This is a genomic window from Calothrix sp. CBUCES-K 9914, assembly GCF_059640475.1.
In genome coordinates this window covers 1-18239 of the sequence record NZ_JBXXZH010000085.1, presented here as the reverse complement: position 1 = coordinate 18239, position 18239 = coordinate 1, and the positions used below count along the sequence as shown (strand labels likewise).

Sequence of the window (18239 nt, the reverse complement as noted above, 5' to 3'; positions counted from 1 at the left end):
TGTCTATTGCTATTTATGAACCTGAAACGTGACTTTACCCGTGTAGCCGACGTAGCAAAATTTCGAGTTATCCTTTTCTGTGTTTGCATCTAGTTCAACACGCACCTGAGTATTACGTGCCAAATTGGCATTAATTGGTATCGCGACTTCTTCCCCCGCTGTCAATCTTCCGACACCGGAACGAACCAAACTGATTTTACCGTGTAAAGTTCGTGATTCGGCGCCGTAAAGTTCAACGGTTGCTGGTATACCTGGTTGAAGCTCACTTAAAGATTGCTCATCAACAAATACATCTATCCAACGTCTGCTACAGTCAAGTACTTGACCAACAGATTCACCTTTTTCCAGAAGTTTACCGTTTTGAGCGTTCATTTTCCAAATCACCCCACCTGTTGGAACCCTGACTACCACACTCTTTTGACGTTGTAAGTCTAAATTCGCTTGCTTGAATTCTGAACTGGTGCTAGCAATACTCTGTTCTAGCATCCGCACTTGATTTTGCTGTGAAGTAATTTGCAGTTGTAATTCTTGCTGACGAATACTCGGGTCGTAGTTACTGCGAGTTTTATCTAGAGATAAACTCAACTGAGCAGCATTGTTACGAGTACGTGATTCCAATAATTTAGCCTGTAAGCTCTTTACCTGAGCTGCACGTTCTTGCATTTCCAGCGTTGCAGTATCTAAATTTGCCTGCGGTAAGGCGCCTTGAGTTGCTAGTAGTTTTGTTCGATTATAATTTAATTCTGCCAACCGATAGCGAGATAGTGCTGCTTGTAAATCTGACTCAACTTGTTGTATAGACTGCTGTGACTGTTGATTTTCTAAATGCACTTGATTTAATTTATCTCGTTTAACTGTCTCCATTAAAGCAAGCTGTGCATCTAAAGTAACGCGCGCATTTTTTAACTCAGACATTTGCTGTTTTAACTTAGTCATAATCTGCTGAATTTCGAGTTGACTAACTCGTTCATTTTTCAAGACAGCTATGACTTGGCTTTTGGATACAACATTTCCTGTATCTGGAAATAATTGAGTAACCACACCTTCGGAAGGAGTTTTCAAATCAATAAGTACTCCGTTTATCACCGCATCCCGACTAACTACAGAAGTCAATTTAGTCTTAATTAAACTAAATGACCAAGCACATAAACCAATCCCAACAGCCAAAACCGCTATATTTGAAGCCAAAGAACGTGGAACGAGTGAACGAGCAATTTTCTGATTCCGAAAACCTTGCATAAGTACATATGTCGTAGTATTGTGTACAAACTTATTAATTAGTTTTAACTTTCCTCACTACATATATTACCCCTTATAACAGATATTTTTGTGTAAAAAATTACTCTGCTTAAAGAAAAAAAATATATTTACTGGTAAATTATTACATATGGTATACTGAATTAATACGTAAAATTCAGTAGACATATTACGTATAAACGCAGTGTCTCTACAACAATATTTTTTGATTAGGGATAAGATTGCTACACTAAATCATTGATTTCTTTGTCAAACATAAATTTATTTTATACCTGAGTTAAAAAATATACAACATCAGGACATTTCTGTATAGTAAGTCAGCATATTAAGTTTATTTACAAATCAACCACTGATAATTTACGAGTAAAGAATTTTTACCACGGATATGGTCGATAATCTTTTATCTTTATAATATAGCAGTCCTAGATGATTTATAAAAAATTGTAAAATGTAGAGACGCGATATATCGCGTCTCTACACATGCGGATTTTACAAATGATTTAGGAATGCTATATAAGTGTGATTGAAGTGAGAAAGAATTGTATTGATAATCTGTTTTCACCACCTGAGCAGCCAAAGAATCAAGCGGTTGTTGTTCTGTTTCTAATAAATGTTTATAAAAGTCAAGCGGACGTTTTATAGTTTGTGCAGCATTATTAATGATAATATCTAATGCTGACAAGGACTTACGCAATGTCTTATATTTGTAGCGCAGTACGGTTGAAAGTCAACAGAGTTACAGCTTTCACGCACCCTACGTTCTTCAATATCCTCCAACTGGGTGAATTGATTTTGTACATTTTGATGTAACATAATCTAGCTGCATGTGACTATAGGGTACATTATGCCTTCATTTGAATATGGCTTAGTTTACGATTCAGGGGATGCTAGTAAGCTTATATCAATTGTTAGTCAGTGCTTTATGATGGCACCGTCTGATGGTGAAATTTACATGCAGTCGGTTGGGATGGAGAATTTTCGCGTTATTCGTCAAAATGGAGAAATTGCTGGTGGATTAGCAATATTGTCATTTGGTCAGTGTTATGGTGGCGAGTTTGTACCAATGTCAGGTATTGCGGCAGTGGGTATTGCACCAGAGTATCGAGGAAGTGGCGCCGCTTTGGCATTGATGCAAAGTGCTGTTAAGGAAATGCACTCTCAAGGGATACCTATTTCGGCTTTATTTCCCGCAGTGCAGCGTTTGTATCGTGCTGCTGGATATGAACAAGCTGGTAGTTTTTGTAATTGGGAAATTACGACTGCTAGTATAAATATGGGAAAACCACAGTTAGAGTTGACGTTAATAAAGAGCGAAAAGCATATTTTACGCGAACTGTATCAAAAACAAGCGCGCGTATATAATGGCAATTTAAATAGGAATGAGTACATATGGGCTGATATTGGGCGTTCAAAAGATGCTACTCAATATGCTTATTTAATTGGGGGTTTAGATAATCCTCAAGGGTACATTATATTTACACAGCATCGTGAGGAGAGTAGCGCTTACATCCACATACGAGACTGGGTATTGTTAACACCCGTAGCAGTACAAAGTTTTTGGGCATTTCTTGGTAGTCATAGGTCACAAATTGATACGGTTCGTTACAGAAGTGCGCTTGTTGATGCTTCAACTCTAATTTTGCCCGAACAAACAGCCAAGCTGAAATCATCGACACGCTGGATGTTACGTGTTGTAGATGTGAAGAAAGCCCTTGAAAAGCGGGGGTATCCTCAGCATCTCCAAACTGAACTTCATTTAGAAGTGCAAGACAATTTGTTAGAAAGCAATAATAGTAAATATATACTTTCTGTTGCTAATGGACGTGCGGATGTAACGCTAGGTGGCAGAGGTGATTTGAAACTTGATATTCGTGCTTTTGCCCCACTATACACCAGTTTGTTTACTCCAAGTCAGTTACAGATGACTGGAAAACTGGAGGCAACAGAAAACGCAATTACTACCGCAACGCAAATATTTGCAGGCGCCTCTCCTTGGATGGCTGACTTTTTTTAAAGCTGTATTTCTGGTCAGGCAAGAATTTTTGGTCAGGCAAGAATTTCTGGTCAGGCAAGAATTTCTGGTCAGGCAAGAATTTCTGGTCAGGCGGGACGCCTAACCTACAGCGATTATTTTTCTTGCTGCGAATAATATTCTGTTTGTAAAAGGTTTAGCGCTAACGTCTGCCGAATTCGCTGAGGTTATAATTTAGCTGGCGCCTTTAGTCATGGGTTTGGGAGGATTATGAATTTTTCGTGAACGTTATAGTTTGCGTTAATGATGCGGGGTCAATGTTCTTAACGTTGGACTCAATTTATTTTTTCATGAGAAATTAACACTCTTTGGTGTGGCTGTTCAAGGAGTACAGGCAAATTATGTACTTGGTAGTGCTTTGGTTGTGCTTGGAGCAGTCACTTGGGCTGTTTACGCTCTGGCGCAAAAGCACTGGCACAAAAGCAATGATTACAAACTTTATCTTCAATGCATATCATGGTCATTATTTATAGGGTATGTGCTTTTTTATTCTTACCATTTGCTACACCAAAGTTACTTTTTACACTTAATTATATTCACTGTGGAACTCTAATTTTTTGTCGCTTAAATACGCTGATTGCTTACGGTGCATTTGCTGAATCATGTTTAGCATTGGGAGTGATCACGGGTAAGTGCGGTTTTCGCGATTGCACCAATTGTTACCTTAATATCTGTTGATATTGTATCAGTTATTGCACCTAGACTAATTACTCCTGAAAGTGTGTCAATGACTGGAATTATCGGCACCGTCTTGGTCGTAGCTGGCTCAATTGCCATAGCTTTGGGTAAAAAATAGATATTATTTGAATGAATTCATTTGTTAAGTAATTTTACGGTATCTTTAATCAAAGAAGTGGCTTCTTCATAGTTGTTTTTTGCATACTGAAGCGTATTATTTTATTATCTGTTATCATGGCATCGTTGGATAAATTATTTTTTCCAAATAGGTAAATCAACCTATATTGCTCGATATAGCCCAGTGTCACTACCACAGTTCTTTTTTACAATTTTATAGTTAGAAAAATTTTCTACTATAGTTCATATTTTGAGGCTAAATGTAATCATTTAGGGTGTCCGCATAACTACCAGTTTGAGCGAGCCTCATCAAATAACATCACCGTGCAGACGTTTTGCGATGAAAAGCTTTTTTGGTATCTGGACCAGCACCCTGCGAAGGAATATATTGCTGCTGGTACTCTCAATGCTGCTGCCTACTTTTGAAATGAGTTCGGCATACGCAGCACAGAGAGTTTATGCATCTTACTCAGCGTTGGAACGGTCAATCTCCGTTACTGCGTTAGAGGAATTTGTTCGGACAGGCGCCGTTGACTCTAGTTTGGCGGTTTATGCTCAGTATCTCAAACCAGCACAACTCCAAGAGTTGCGAAGAGTACTACAAAGTCCGATAAAGGCTAACGCAGTAGCAGTATCGCAGTTTCTCTATACACCGCAGGGTGAATTTTTACTGCGGAGGTTAGGAGAAGTCATAAAAACAGAATCACGTCAGGAAAAACCTGGCTTCCATGCGTTGCGGTCTGCTTTAATTCTGGCAGCTGCTGACCCTGGAGGATTAACTTTATTAGGTTTACTGCGTGAATATCCTGGTGCGAGTATTCATATTGATTTAGCGCGAACTCTGGGAATTGCAAGAGAATTAGAAAAAATGGCAAGTGATACTGAAAAAGCAATCCTGACAGTATCTCAAAAAGCCAAAATGGAAGCAGCAGTAGAGCAACCTTCATTTTCGTTTGCCAAGCTTCCCGATTTTCGTCGTAAGGGTAAGTTTGGTACATCCAAGCAAACATATAAATTACTTGATGCTGTTCGCAATCGGTTTTTACTTACCGATGTTTATATACCTTCAGGAGTTGAGAAAGTTCCTGTAATCGTCATTTCCCACGGTGTAGGTACTGACAGCAGTAATTTCGAGTATTTAGGTTCCCACCTTGCTTCTCATGGATTTGCTGTAATAGTTCCTAACCATCCTGGTAGTGATACTAAGCAATTAAGTTCACTAATGAAGGGTAGTGCAAATGAAGTTGCTGACAAGAGCGAATTTTATAATCGTCCTCTTGATGTCAAATTTGTTCTTGACGAATTGCAACAAAGTAACAAATCTAAGTTTGGCGGGCGCCTCAACTTTGAAGAAGTAGGGGTATTCGGTCAGTCATTCGGTGGATATACAGCGTTAGCATTAGCGGGAGCGCAAATAAACTTTGGGCAGTTAGAAAAAGACTGTAAACCCAAAGCACTCGCAGAAACTTGGAATGTTTCTTTACTACTACAATGTCGAGCTTTGGAACTACGGAACCCATCTCAAAGAGCGAACTATAACCTACGGGACGAACGTGTCAAAGCGGTAATAGCAGTAAATCCCATCACCAGCAGTATTTTTGGTGAAACAGGATTGAACAATATTAAGATTCCCGTAATGATTGTTGCCAGTAGCGATGATACTGTTGCACCAGCACTGTATGAGCAGATATTACCTTTTTCATGGATTGGTAATCAGCAAAAATACTTAGCGTTGCTACAAGGAGCAACCCACTTCTCAGCAATAGGTGAAGGTAAAAACAGTGCAGACCAGGTTGGACTACCTTCAGATATAGCTGGTGATGACCCAGCGCAAGCGCGTAAATACTTAAACTCGCTTTCGTTACCTTTCTTCCAATCTTACGTTGCGGGTATAACTAAATATACGCCATATCTAAATGCAGCTTATGCGAAAGCAATTTCAACTCAACCACTAGGATTAAATATGATTCAGTCACTAACATCAACTGAACTCGCACAAGCTTTTAATGGTGAGTTGAAACAAATTAAGCAACCGTAATTAATAGCTTGTTGAATGGGTGCTTGTTGAATGGGCATCCCTGCCCGTTCCAGTCATAGGGCGGTCAAGGATGCCCACCCCACAAGAAATGAGTGTATATTTTTTATTTGGAAAAGGAAGCTTTGATTACTATATAAATAAACATAGAGGCATGTTGGTTGTTGAGGCAAAGCAAGCAGATTTAAATAGGGGGTTTACCCAGTTAGCTGTAGAACTTATTGCCCTTGACCAATGGACTAGTAAAGATACACCAATTTTATACGGCGCCGTTACCACAGGTGAAGACTGGCGATTTGGTATTTATAAGCGTGCGGAGAAATTAATTTTAGAAGACATTAAATTATACAGAGTACCAGAAGAAATTCATTTGTTAGTCAATACTTTGGTTGGAATTATAAATTATTAAGTGCCACATCAGGTGCCCATGTGTTAATTTATCATATTCAAGTCAACCTAATTAATTCATCCTTTTAAATTGCAAGGCTTTCTCAATCTTAACAAACCATTTGGCTGGACTTCGCATGATTGTGTTGCGAAGGTACGTAAGCTACTGCGTCTCAAACGTGTCGGACATGCTGGAACTTTAGACCCTGCTGCTACCGGAGTGTTACCTATTGCGTTGGGTAAAGCAACACGTTTATTACAATATTTACCTGGCGATAAAGCTTATAACGCTACGATTCGTTTTGGTACACAAACAACAACGGACGATTTACAAGGTGAAGTTATTACTTCGCGCGCTTGTCCAGAGTTAAAATTAGAAGATATTAAAGAATTGTTGCCGAAATTTCTAGGTAAGATTAATCAAATACCACCTAGTTACAGTGCGATTCAAGTCGATGGTAAACGACTTTATGATTTAGCACGGCAAGGTATTGCTGTAGAGGCGCCTGTACGAACAGTAGAAATATTTAGTATAGATGTTTTAGATTGGCGCCCAGGTGAATTTCCAGAGTTAGAATTAGCGATAGCTTGCGGTGCAGGAACTTATATCAGGTCAATAGCGCGCGACTTAGGAGCAGCTTTAGATGTAGGTGGTACACTAGCAGCACTACAACGTACCGTTAGTAGTGGTTTTGAATTAGCTAACAGTATTAGTATTGATGCTTTGGAAGCGCAACTACAAACGAAAAGCTTTGAACCAATGAGTCCAGATGCACCCCTAGAATATCTATCAGAAATAAGCCTAGTAGAAGAAGATGCCAAAAAATGGCGCCAAGGACAGCGAATAGCACAATTAATCAATAAATCTTCTTCACAATATTTACGAGTATATAACGATGAAGAGTTATTTATAGGCATTGGGGAATTTAAAGATGACTTACTCGTTCCAACTATGGTATTTGAACCTGTAAATTAATGATTATCCTGCAATAGTGGAACTTGCAATAGTGGAACTTGCAATAGTGAAACTTGTAATTGTGAAACTTGTAATTGTGGAACGGGCATCCCTGCCCGTACATCTCTACCATCACCTTGTATACTAAAAGCAGCCCAATAATAAGGTGCCTGCCATCGAGAGGAGTTCCACATTTCAAGTTGTGCTGCTCGTAAAGCAGTTGCAGGAGATAGTTTATGTTGCAACATTTTAGAATAGAACTTGGTCATTAATTCTGCCGTGCCACCGTCATCAACATCCCAAAAGCTAGAGACAACACTTTTTGAACCTGCATACATTAAACCACCAGTTAGCCCAATCAATCCTTCGCCTTTTATTTCTTTGCCCAAAGCAGTAGTACATGCACTCAAGACAACTAAGTCAGAAGCTAGGTTAAGTTTAAAAACATCAGGAGTTGATAGCAAGCTCCGTTGTAGTTCTCCTTGTTCATTGACTATAGAAAATATTACACCCGACCTTTCAGGACGCTGGGCATCAAGAACACCGTGTGTTGCAAAATGGATAAAGCGATATTTACTTAACTCTGGACTTGTTGCATTTTGATAACTAGCAGCAGAATCTAATTTAACCAGTTTCTGCGAGTCTGAAACTAAAGAAGTAATTTGCGACGCTTCTTTGCGTGTTCCCAATAACCTTTGAAAAAGCGGCGCCGTATTAATGATATTATCAGGGGTATTACCAGAAGTATTAGCAGTCGTCTTAACTACTCGTTCATCGCTACGGCTAAAAATCGGGTCTGCTAGCATTGCCAAAGTTTTGCTAGGCTTTTGTTTTTGACTATTCCCACGCTGTAATAAAATTTGTAAAGAAGCCGAAGGTAAACCAACTATCTCATTATCTACAAATAATGGCTGATAATCCCCTTGTTTTTGTGTACGAGGTGGTGTACGTAATGCAGCAAACGGTACATACTGCAAGGCGCCATCGCTAATAATAAGCAAGCGTTTCTTACCTAATTTCTCTGCAACAGGTGCAATAAGTGCCTGACTCAACTGGTCAGAAACAAGGGGTAATTTTGTGGTATCGATATTAGGCTGAACTTTAAAGCCTCTTGTTGTAAGACGGTAGGAGGGAGATTTTAGTAACTCGATAAACTGACGTGAGAGTTTATCAATTTCCGTGCGTTTAGGAAGTTGATAAGTTTGAATACTATTTTTTGTTACAGCCCATAAATAGCTGCGTTCTTCACCAAGAGTATATTCGAGGAGCAGTGTATTTTCATCAAGTAGCTGCTGCTGTATTTCTGAAAGCGAAGGTATCTTGGTTAATTCAATATAATTAGTCTCAGTAGTCTCAGGTTTTGCTTGTTTAGTTTTATTCAGACCCTTGTTAAAGATTGCGCGTAAACTGCGAGACTTGGAACGTTCGCTGGCTTGAAATGCTAGTATATCATAGCCTGAAGAAGGTTTCTTGTTGTGTGATTGCATCAACAAGTCGATATAAAAATCATAGTAGCTTTGCTTTGATTCTAGATACTTTGCCAAGTCAAGGTAAGATGTATAGTTAGTTTGCTTTGCTTTTACCTCTGGGAACGTATCCTTCTTCTCGTAACCAACGGTAAGGTTATTGTTGTCTTGGAGTTTCTTTTGTTCTTGGTTGCTAGTTTGTGCGCTTTCTGATTCGATAATATCTATAGCCTTTTCAATTTCTGCCTTTGCTTGCGTTAAGTTCCCGCGCGTTCGTTCCATTTTTGCTATTGCTAAACGGGTGTCAGCTTGTTTGATAACATCATCTATAGTTTTCCATAATGCAAGCGAACTTTTATAAAATCCCATTGCATTCTGATATTCTTGTTTCGCTGTATATCCTTGACCAATTAATGAAAGTGTTTCCGCTGTGGTGCTTTTTGCATCTTTCACCTTATAATTATCAAGAATTTTACTAACAGAGTTTATTAACGGGTTTAATCTACTCAAATCGTCGGAATTTGAATCTTTATTAGCAGCTAGTATTTGATTATACAGTTCTTGTGCTTGTTGCGAGGTGATTAGTTTAGTGTTACCAGTGGGTTTTGCAGTATCAACCTGTATTAATGTTAATGCTTGCTTGAGGGAGTCAATAGCTTGTTCATTTTGCTTTAAGTCAAGTTGAACTTTTGCGATAGAGTTGAGGGTTTTAGCTTGTTGAACTTTAGAGCTAAAAAAGCAAACGTTGGAGATTTGAGACTCTTTGTTATTTGCTGAAGGTGTTTTTATGTTCAAGTTTTCTAAGACGCTTAGGTATTTGTCAAAGCATAAATCTTCGTCCTTAATATTCTTGAATACTACTAGTGATTGTTGATATAATTTGAGTGCCTCCTGTTTTTTGTTGTTATCGTCTGCTTTTACTAACTTGTCTGCATTCGTCGTGTTAGTGTAAGCGTTAAAGTATTGTACAAGAGGTTGAATTAGAGTTTCTATTCTGGGATTTGGATTTTTTTGGAAATACTCTTTGCTATAATCGATTAACGGCGCCACCCAATCTTGATACACTGTATCATCATTACCTATTTGCTGCTGATTAAATAAATTTAGAAGTATTGAGGCAAAGGTTGTTGTCAAACTTTGCTCTTGAGCAGAGATTTTATTATTTTTATACAGTAGCTCCATAAAAGCAGGCAGTTCTTTTTTAACCACATCAAATAATTTTTGACGGTATTGAGAACTTAACTGCTTTTGTCCAACATCATTATAGACACTTGAAAGCACTATTTTTGCAACACTATGAAGCGCTATATCGAATAAATTGGATACAATAATGCCATTACTAAATTCATTAAATTCAAAAAATGAATCTATAAATTTCTCTTTTTTTAGAGTTTCCCATAATATTAAGGCATCATTATAAGCGTAAATAGTCTGTTGATAATCACCAGAAGTTTGAAAAGTACTTGCAGCATTAAATAAAGTTTTTGTTAGCCAAAAGCGTTTATTTTTAAGTTGATTAATTAACTTATCATCAAGTAATACTAACGCTTGAAGATATGTGCCTTTTGTGCTTGATGCACCAGCATAAAAACTAAATTATGCTGAACTTTCTGAAAGTTTTGTATTATCTTTGATATTAGTATCTTGAGGTTTATTTTTCAAATTTTTCCATAATAAAATTGCTTGAATATATGTTTCAATTGATTTATCTTTATTATTTGAATAGTAGTAGCTAAAAGCTAGATTACTTAGGCTCATAGCTTGCCAAAATGGTTGATTTAATTTTGCAAAACTTTGCTGTGCCTGATTGTAACTATCTACTGCTTTGTCATATTCTTTAGATTGGAGGTATGTATTACCAATATTGTTTGTAACTATTGCTTTTCCAAGCTTTTCTTGCTTCGATTCGTAGTTTTTTAAAGCATTCTGATAATTGCTAATCGCCTTATCATACTCTTGGTATTTATAGTACGCATTACCGATTTTATTGTAAATCTTAGCGGCGCCGATAACATCCTTCTCAGACTGAAGTATTTTCAAAGCAGCTTGATACTTTTCTATACCCGTCTGATATTTTGCTTTCGAGCTTGTATATAAATATCCCAGCTTTCTTAATATCTTCGCTTCCTCAAGCAAGTTTTTATTTGTTTGGGCAGTTTCAAGTTCTTCTTGAAGTTGAATAAACTCTTTTACATTCGACGCTAAATCATTTTCAAAAATATTGACCAGCACAATTACTTTCTGGTTATCTTTACCCGTATTGAACGTTACATTAGCATTATCAAAAACGCCTAACTTTAATATATTCTGTAAATCTTTCTCAACTTGGGGACGATAAAAAACTTGACCTGTCTTTAATTTCATTCGTTTAAGAATAGCAGCAGGGGGCGTTTTACCAGTAATTGCTTGACCCTTACTATCTTTCTCGTTTTCATATTTATCAACAAAGCGAACTTGAATATCCTCTACCACTCCCTCTGTAACTGGCAACTGAACAATTCCATTTTCAGACACCTTTGGGGTTGCGACTTGCGCCGAAATATAACCGTTATCTTGATACCATTTATTGAGTTTACCTATATTGGCTTGTAGAGTTCCTAAATTTAAAACGTTGTTGTACTGCTGACTAAAAATATCGTTTACAGTTTTGGCTGGAACAAGAGTATTACCAATCAACTCAACTCGACGCAACACCGGGTTCATGACGACAACAAAAGTAATGCGAACACCTTTGGCACCATCTTCAGGTATAACTTGCACATTGCTAAAATACCCAGTAGCAAGAATAGCATTAATATCTTTTTGTAAACCAGACCGAGTAGTAGTGCCACCAGGTTTAATGTTAGCAGTTTGCTTGACCAAATCTAAAAACTTACCCTCGGTGCCTTTAATTACAACCTCAGCAACTAGAACATTCGGTTCAGAAGTCTCAGTATTGTCACTAAGAACAGACTGTTGTGCTAAATACAAAGAAGAATTTTCAACATTTGCCCTAGCGTTCTCAGATAAGCATAAGCAACAGAGTAAAAGGGTAAAGCCACTGCGGTAAATAAATTTGGACAATAGCATTGGAGTTTACATCATTCTTGCGTACTTGTAATATATATTTCTAACCCTAGTATACATATGCAGGTTTTAAGCGGCGCCTCGGAATGATTATACATATGTTATTTGGGTGATTGTTTGTTGATATTCGTACAAAAGGGTCAAGTTTACAAAGATTGTTTTTTTATAACGATATTGTTATATAACTCGCATTGGTGATAATTTTTAATACAACAATGATAAATATTCTCATGTTCCATTGAATGAAATTAAGCTATTAACATCGGCATTTTCAATCCCATACAGTGTAAACGAAGCAAAAAAATATTTAATATTTATGTACTTAATAATACTTTGAATTCTTTATAAATCAAAATATAAACATTATTTTAAGGCGAATTAGATGCTTTAAACTCAAGAACATCAGAACTACGTATTGATTTATGACTGATGATACACAGCGTGCAGACTATGACAGTCCGTGGAAAATTATCTTAGAAGAATACTTTCAGCAAGCAATGGAGTTTTTCTTTCCTAAAACTGCTGCGCTTATTGACTGGAGTGTGCCATATATATTTATGGATAAAGAATTTCAGGCAATATCGTATGATGCTGTACAAGGTAGAAGATATGCCGATAAGCTAGTTAAAGTTCGCTATCTTTCTGGTGAAGAAAGGTGGGTATTAATACATATAGAAGTTCAAGGAGAGCCAGAAGATGAGTTTCCGCTGAGGATGTTTACCTATAACTTCCGAATTCTTGACCGATATAAAATATCAGCAATTAGCGTAGCTGTTCTATGCGATTCTAATAAAAATTGGCATCCAAGTACTTACTCGTTCAGTTCTGAGGACACGGTTCTATATTTTAAATTTGGTTCTGTAAAGCTGCTCAAATACAAGAGACGTATTAAAGAATTACAGGCAAGTAATAACGTGTTTGCAACTGTAGTACTGGCTCACCTGAGAACGCAGCAAACATTAAAAAATCCTAGCAAGCGAAAGGAATGGAAATTTAGTTTAATTCGCAGGTTGTATGAGCAAGGATTAGGTGAACAAGAGATTCGTAACCTGTATAGATTCATAGATTGGGCTATGATTTTACTAGAAGGGTTAGAAAACGAGTTTTGGGAAGATTTTAAGAAATTTGAACAGGAGCGCGATATGACTTACATGACTACTGGTGAACGTATTGGCTACAAGCGAGGTCAAGAGGATGGTCAACTAAAACAAGCAAAGTCGTCTGTCCTACGACTGCTAACTAGGCGCCTAGGGGAAGTGTCAGAACAAAATCGCACTACTATCGAGTCTCTAACGCTTGAAAAGCTTGATGCACTAAGCGAAGCCTTATTAGATTTTACCTCTACCGACGATTTATTACACTGGTTGCAGGAAAATCAGTAACCTTAGATGGCGCCTGCTTCAACTGCGTTACCGTATAAAAGTCGTGGTTTTATTTATTGGTTACTTCGATTGATTACGTCGGCACCGTGTCCAGCCTAAAAAGCACGGCGCCCTCGACCTAACTTTTACCAGAAGGGTTAGAAAACGAGTTTTGGCAGGATTTTCATCAATTAGAACAGGAGCGTAAAATGACTTATATTACTTCTTTTGAGCGTATTGGCCAACTCAACCACGCAAAGTCGTCTGTTCTACGACTGCTAACTAAGCGCCTAGGGGAAGTGTCAGAACAAAATCGCACTACCATCGAGTCTCTGAGGCTAGAACAACTCGATGCACTTAGTGAAGCTTTATTAGATTCTACTTCTACCGACGATTTATTAGCTTGGTTGCAGGAAAATCAGCAACCTTAGATGGCGCCTTAGAGACGGTGCGTTACTGCATAAATTGTAACCAGATAAGTGCAATAACGCCCTCCGTGGGCAGATGCTCTCATTAAAGATGGTGGCATCCTTCGCTTACACCTTTAATATTGGAACGGGCAAGGATGCGAATGCCACAAGGTAGTCCACAAACGGTCAACCTTTGACTTTAGTTCCCTGTAATCATCTATCAAACCAGTTGTCAACCCCAAGTGTGCAGAACGACTGCAAACACTTGATTTGATCAGTATTTTGGTTTTTTTACTGGGTAACTGTGTAAAAATTTGTTACATATGTGGGTATCATAGGTTTTATTCTCTATGTATATGAAAATGTCAGCAATGCCATATTCTAGAATAGTAGTTTATATCAATGATATTACTTAAGTCATGAATGAAATAGTTACTTTTATCACTAGTATTTAGATGTTTTGCTCTCTATGCTTATAAGCATATTTCTACTGAATATCTATAGAACTAGTTATGAAATTAGCACCACTAACAAATGTTTTGGTTGCAGGTGTTGTTGCTCTCGGCGCGACTGCAAGTATTAGTCAGCCCAGTCAAGCTCAAAATGGGCGAGGATTTTATTGTGATAATTGGGGTGGTCAACCTGTGACAGTATACCAAAATTATAGAGGAAGAAGTGAGGCTTGGATTCGCTGGACTTCCAATTACTTTAAAAATGCTGGTTACGACCCATTAACACGTTGTCAAGAGGTGAGCGAACGCCTGGAAACTTACCGTCGCAACAAACAACTGAAATTTATTACTGACGGCAGAATGAACGGACAAAATGTCATATGCACTGCTGATCGATTAGATGGACGGTGTAACGGTTTGATATTGACTCTCAAACCCAATGAAAATCCTGAGCGGGCATTGAGCAATCTTTTTGCTTGGCACCCAGGAGAGAGCAGAAATGAAAGGGGAAGAAATAAAACACCTTACATTGATGTGACAGGACGTTTAGATACTCGCAAAGAATAAATTGCAAACCCAAAGTATTGTATTGGAACAGGCATCCTTTGACCGTGTATTTTAAATCTTGCATGAAGAAAGACAACTATATCTAATTTATTACCCTGTGCTTGGGGATTATAAGCCTAAGAAAGAAAAAACTTATACAGGTTAGATATGCCTGGATACTGATTGGGCATAAATGCTACATCTCTTGTGGAACAGGCATCCCTGCCTGTCCCTATTAACTACATCAATTGTGATTTAACCCGCCCCTACAGGTTCGTAGTATACGCGCTGTATCCGTATGCCATTGGTTCGCGCATTGACTCGACGGGTTTGATTTTGCGGTTGATGGACTGGGCAAAGGGTATTTTTATGCCTTTGACAGTTTCTGGTAGGAGAGAATATTCGTTGGTTGGTTCAACGCTATACTGGGGACACTTTGCTTTCATTCCTGCTTCTTTCAACATTGCATCAATTTCTGCTGCGGTAAACTGTCTTAAATAAATTTGGTTTTTACCTGCTGGGTTCAAACGACGTATCCAGTTATGGATGATATGCGAAGGGCAAAGTTTATTGTGGAATGAATGGTTGAAAATAAAAGTTCCACCTGGCTTGAGGACGCGCGCCATTTCAACCATCAATTTCCGCAGTTGCGCTTCAGGGATGTGCATAAACACACAGTTAGAAATTAGTAAATCTATCGAATTATCTTCTAAAGGTAAAATTTCGGCAGAATTACAAATCACATTAAATTCGGCGCCTGGAAAGAAATCATACTCTTGCTTACACTTGAGTAGGCGCCGTAATAAAGGTTCAGAGATATCCAAACCGTAATATTTTGAAGTGCGAAGATTTTTATCTAGTGAGAGATATAAAGGAATGCGTCCATAACCGCAGCCAATCTCTAATACACTGTCAACAGACTTATTTTTAGGAAACTTGCTCCAAATACCCGAAGGAGTTCCAGTCAAAAGCTTATAGTCTTTTTTTATTGCAGAACCAGAGTCAGCTTGTTCGATTTTCTGCGAACCATAGTACGTCTTACCGATTTCATCCCATAGTTGCTTGTGTCCGGTATTATTTAAATTCTCATAATCTTGGGGCAGGTAAACACCATCCCGAAGCTGATATTCATTCAGGCTGGGTTTTACGCTCATCGCTTGACTCATAAAAGTAACTTCTCTTGAGTATTATATGTTTTTCGTTATACGCGCAATCGGCAGTAAACCGCAATTGTTAGATTTGCGGGTATATAAAGACATTTGTTTAATTTTATCGGTATTTTTTCCGATACTATATCCAATTTTTACGCTCATTTACCAAAAATATCGTTCTTCTGACAAGAAATATCGACTTTAAAGTTGTTTAATATAGTTATAGCTGTAGAATCTGAGGCTACCATGTCAATTGCGTCACATCATAAAAAAGTAGTCGTAGTCGGCGCCGGTTGGGCAGGTTTAGGCGCCACGTATCATCTTGCGAAACAAGGGTATGATGTGACATTGTTAGAAGCAGGCGCCTATCCAGGTGGGTTAGTAGCAGGTTGGAAAACTCCAGGTGGACGTTCAGTAGAAGCAGGTATTCACGGTTTTTGGTATCCTTACCGCAATATATTCTCGCTTACCAACGAATTAGAAATAAACCCTTTTACTCATTGGACACGTTCATCGCAGTATTCCCCTAACGGTAAGACCGTTGAATCTCCAATATTTCAAGATTTGCCCAGACTTCCGACCCCCATCGGCACATTTGTTTACACCCAGTTTAAACGCTTACCATTAATCGACCGCATCAGCGCTTTACCGTTATTGTATGCAGTCGTTGATTTTGATAACTCCGATCAAGCTTGGCACCGTTACGACTCAGTGACAGCGCGCGAGCTGTTTAAACAATTTGGAGTTTCCGCACGTCTTTACCGCGAATCATTTGAACCAATGTTACTAGTAGGATTATTTGCCCCAGGCGAACAATGTTCTGCCGCTGCAACATTGGGAATGTTATATTATTTTATTCTTGCTCATCAACCTGATTTTGATGTTGTTTGGTGTCGAGGAACAGTCGGAGAAAAAATCTTCCGTCCTTGGGTAGAACATATTGAAAAGCTAGGGGCAAAAGTCTTAGCCAACCGTCGCGTTACTGATATAATAACTGAAAATAACAAAGCTACAGGTGTAGTTTGTGGTAATGAAGTATTCGATGCGGATGCCGTAATTTTTGCAGTTGGAATTACGGGAATGAAAAAGATTGTCGCAAATAGTCCCACTCTACAAACTCGTAGCGAATTTAGAAATTTGACAAACTTAGGCGCCGTTGATGTAGTCGCCGTGCGCTTATGGTTTGATAGAAAAATAAATATTCCACTTCCTTCTAACGCTTGCTTTGGTTTCGACGCAACAACGGGATGGACGTTCTTTGATTTAAACGCTTTACACGATGAATACCGCGATGAACCAGGAACAGTTGTAGAAGTAGATTTTTATCACGCTAATCAATTTGTACCGCTTAACGATGAAGAAATTATTCCAATTGTCCAGAAGTATTTACAATCATGTGTACCTGCATTTGGTGGCGCCAAAGTAATTGATAGCAGTGTGATTAGATTACCGCAAGCTGTTTCACATTTTGCACCAGGAAGTTATCAACACATGTTACCAGCTACTACAAGTTTTTCCAATGTATTTATGAGTGGTGATTGGATAATTACCCGTCATGGTTCATGGTCGCAGGAAAAAGCATATGTAACAGGCTTAGAAGCAGCTAATTTGGTGATTTCGCAATTAGGTGAAGGTATATATGCTAATGTACTACCAATAGAACCAGACGAAGGACATATCCAAACCCTTAGACAAGTTAATCGGAATTGGCGCCAGCTTACTAAAGCTATCGTCCCTGACTTTTGGCTACCATAACTCACAAGGCTTTTTATTAGTCTTGTCAAAAAACTGGAAACATAAATCGTAGGTTGGCTTCGCTTTAGCGAAGCCAACATCAACGGTAGATAAATAGCTGAAAACTAGCTAAAAATAATGCAGCTTATAACCGTGCTTATATCTAATATCCATTAGTCTCATATCATCTGTATATAATTTAACCTCATCCGGGTCACAATTTTGACCATCAAGCAACTCAATGACCTTTTAAAGCACTCTGCCTCTGCTGTTAACATATTTGTGAGGCTTGGATACAGCTCAATACAATCCCCTGGCGCAATGTATAATATAGGGGAATACTCTTGACCAATTACAACAACCCAAAAGTAATGCTCATCTCGACTGTGAAGTATGGGGAACCAATGACGGCTCCAGCAACTTAAGTCGTCTTTACTTTCATAATTTTCGTAACCGCACAAATCCCCTATAACAGCGAATGAACCTCTCAATTAGTAAACGTCTAAAGCATTTTCTAGAGATAACATCCAGTAGTTTCTAAATATGAATGAATTGCTCCAAGGATTTCCATTTTGCCATTGGTATAATTCAT

The 18239-nt window shown here is 38.3% G+C and carries 12 protein-coding genes; 8 read left to right on the top strand and 4 right to left on the bottom strand.

All coding sequences use genetic code 11. The features are described 5' to 3' along the window. Positions 1-9 precede the first annotated feature (9 nt). On the bottom strand, positions 10-1239 hold the full coding sequence (locus AC2JBO_RS19760; RefSeq protein WP_496955360.1) for an HlyD family secretion protein: 1230 nt from the start codon (positions 1237-1239) through the stop codon (positions 10-12). 862 nt (positions 1240-2101) lie between these two features. Between AC2JBO_RS19760 and AC2JBO_RS19755 the strand changes: the two genes are divergently transcribed. The 4 genes from AC2JBO_RS19755 (at position 2102) to truB (ending at position 7482) form a co-directional block, all read left to right on the top strand. After that, a complete protein-coding gene (locus AC2JBO_RS19755; protein ID WP_496955359.1) occupies positions 2102-3271 on the top strand; it encodes a GNAT family N-acetyltransferase in 1170 nt (389 codons plus the stop codon). A gap of 1153 nt (positions 3272-4424) precedes the next feature. Further along, complete coding sequence (locus AC2JBO_RS19750; protein ID WP_496955358.1) at positions 4425-6122, top strand: alpha/beta hydrolase; 1698 nt, start codon at positions 4425-4427, stop codon at positions 6120-6122. A gap of 70 nt (positions 6123-6192) precedes the next feature. Beyond that, entirely contained in the window at positions 6193-6528 is a 336-nt protein-coding gene (locus tag AC2JBO_RS19745) for a hypothetical protein (RefSeq protein ID WP_496955357.1), read from the top strand. A 69-nt stretch (positions 6529-6597) separates the two neighbouring features. Then, positions 6598-7482 carry a tRNA pseudouridine(55) synthase TruB gene (gene truB / locus AC2JBO_RS19740; RefSeq protein WP_496955356.1) on the top strand — a complete coding sequence of 295 codons (885 nt, stop codon included), beginning with the start codon at positions 6598-6600 and terminating at the stop codon, positions 7480-7482. Here the strand turns inward: truB and AC2JBO_RS19735 are convergent. Together AC2JBO_RS19735 and AC2JBO_RS19730 are read right to left on the bottom strand one after the other, a co-directional pair. Further along, the gene (locus tag AC2JBO_RS19735) at positions 7479-10208 is read right to left on the bottom strand and encodes a CHAT domain-containing protein (RefSeq protein ID WP_496955355.1); all 2730 of its coding nucleotides are present in this window, start codon (positions 10206-10208) and stop codon (positions 7479-7481) included. The genes truB and AC2JBO_RS19735 overlap by 4 nt on opposite strands. A 315-nt stretch (positions 10209-10523) precedes the next feature. Beyond that, entirely contained in the window at positions 10524-11996 is a 1473-nt protein-coding gene (locus AC2JBO_RS19730; protein ID WP_496955354.1) for a tetratricopeptide repeat protein, read from the bottom strand. A gap of 419 nt (positions 11997-12415) precedes the next feature. Between AC2JBO_RS19730 and AC2JBO_RS19725 the strand changes: the two genes are divergently transcribed. The 3 genes from AC2JBO_RS19725 (at position 12416) to AC2JBO_RS19715 (ending at position 14783) form a co-directional block, all read left to right on the top strand. Next, complete coding sequence (locus AC2JBO_RS19725) at positions 12416-13375, top strand: DUF4351 domain-containing protein (RefSeq protein ID WP_496955353.1); 960 nt, start codon at positions 12416-12418, stop codon at positions 13373-13375. 188 nt (positions 13376-13563) lie between these two features. Then, entirely contained in the window at positions 13564-13785 is a 222-nt protein-coding gene (locus AC2JBO_RS19720) for a DUF4351 domain-containing protein (RefSeq protein WP_496955352.1), read from the top strand. 491 nt (positions 13786-14276) lie between these two features. Beyond that, positions 14277-14783 carry a COP23 domain-containing protein gene (locus tag AC2JBO_RS19715; protein ID WP_496955351.1) on the top strand — a complete coding sequence of 169 codons (507 nt, stop codon included), beginning with the start codon at positions 14277-14279 and terminating at the stop codon, positions 14781-14783. A 245-nt stretch (positions 14784-15028) separates the two neighbouring features. Here the strand turns inward: AC2JBO_RS19715 and AC2JBO_RS19710 are convergent, their stop codons facing one another. After that, a complete protein-coding gene (locus AC2JBO_RS19710; protein ID WP_496955350.1) occupies positions 15029-15928 on the bottom strand; it encodes a methyltransferase domain-containing protein in 900 nt (299 codons plus the stop codon). Positions 15929-16159: 231 nt separating this feature from the next. Between AC2JBO_RS19710 and AC2JBO_RS19705 the strand changes: the two genes are divergently transcribed. Then, on the top strand, positions 16160-17668 hold the full coding sequence (locus AC2JBO_RS19705) for a hydroxysqualene dehydroxylase (RefSeq protein WP_496955349.1): 1509 nt from the start codon (positions 16160-16162) through the stop codon (positions 17666-17668). Positions 17669-18239: the final 571 nt, after the last annotated feature.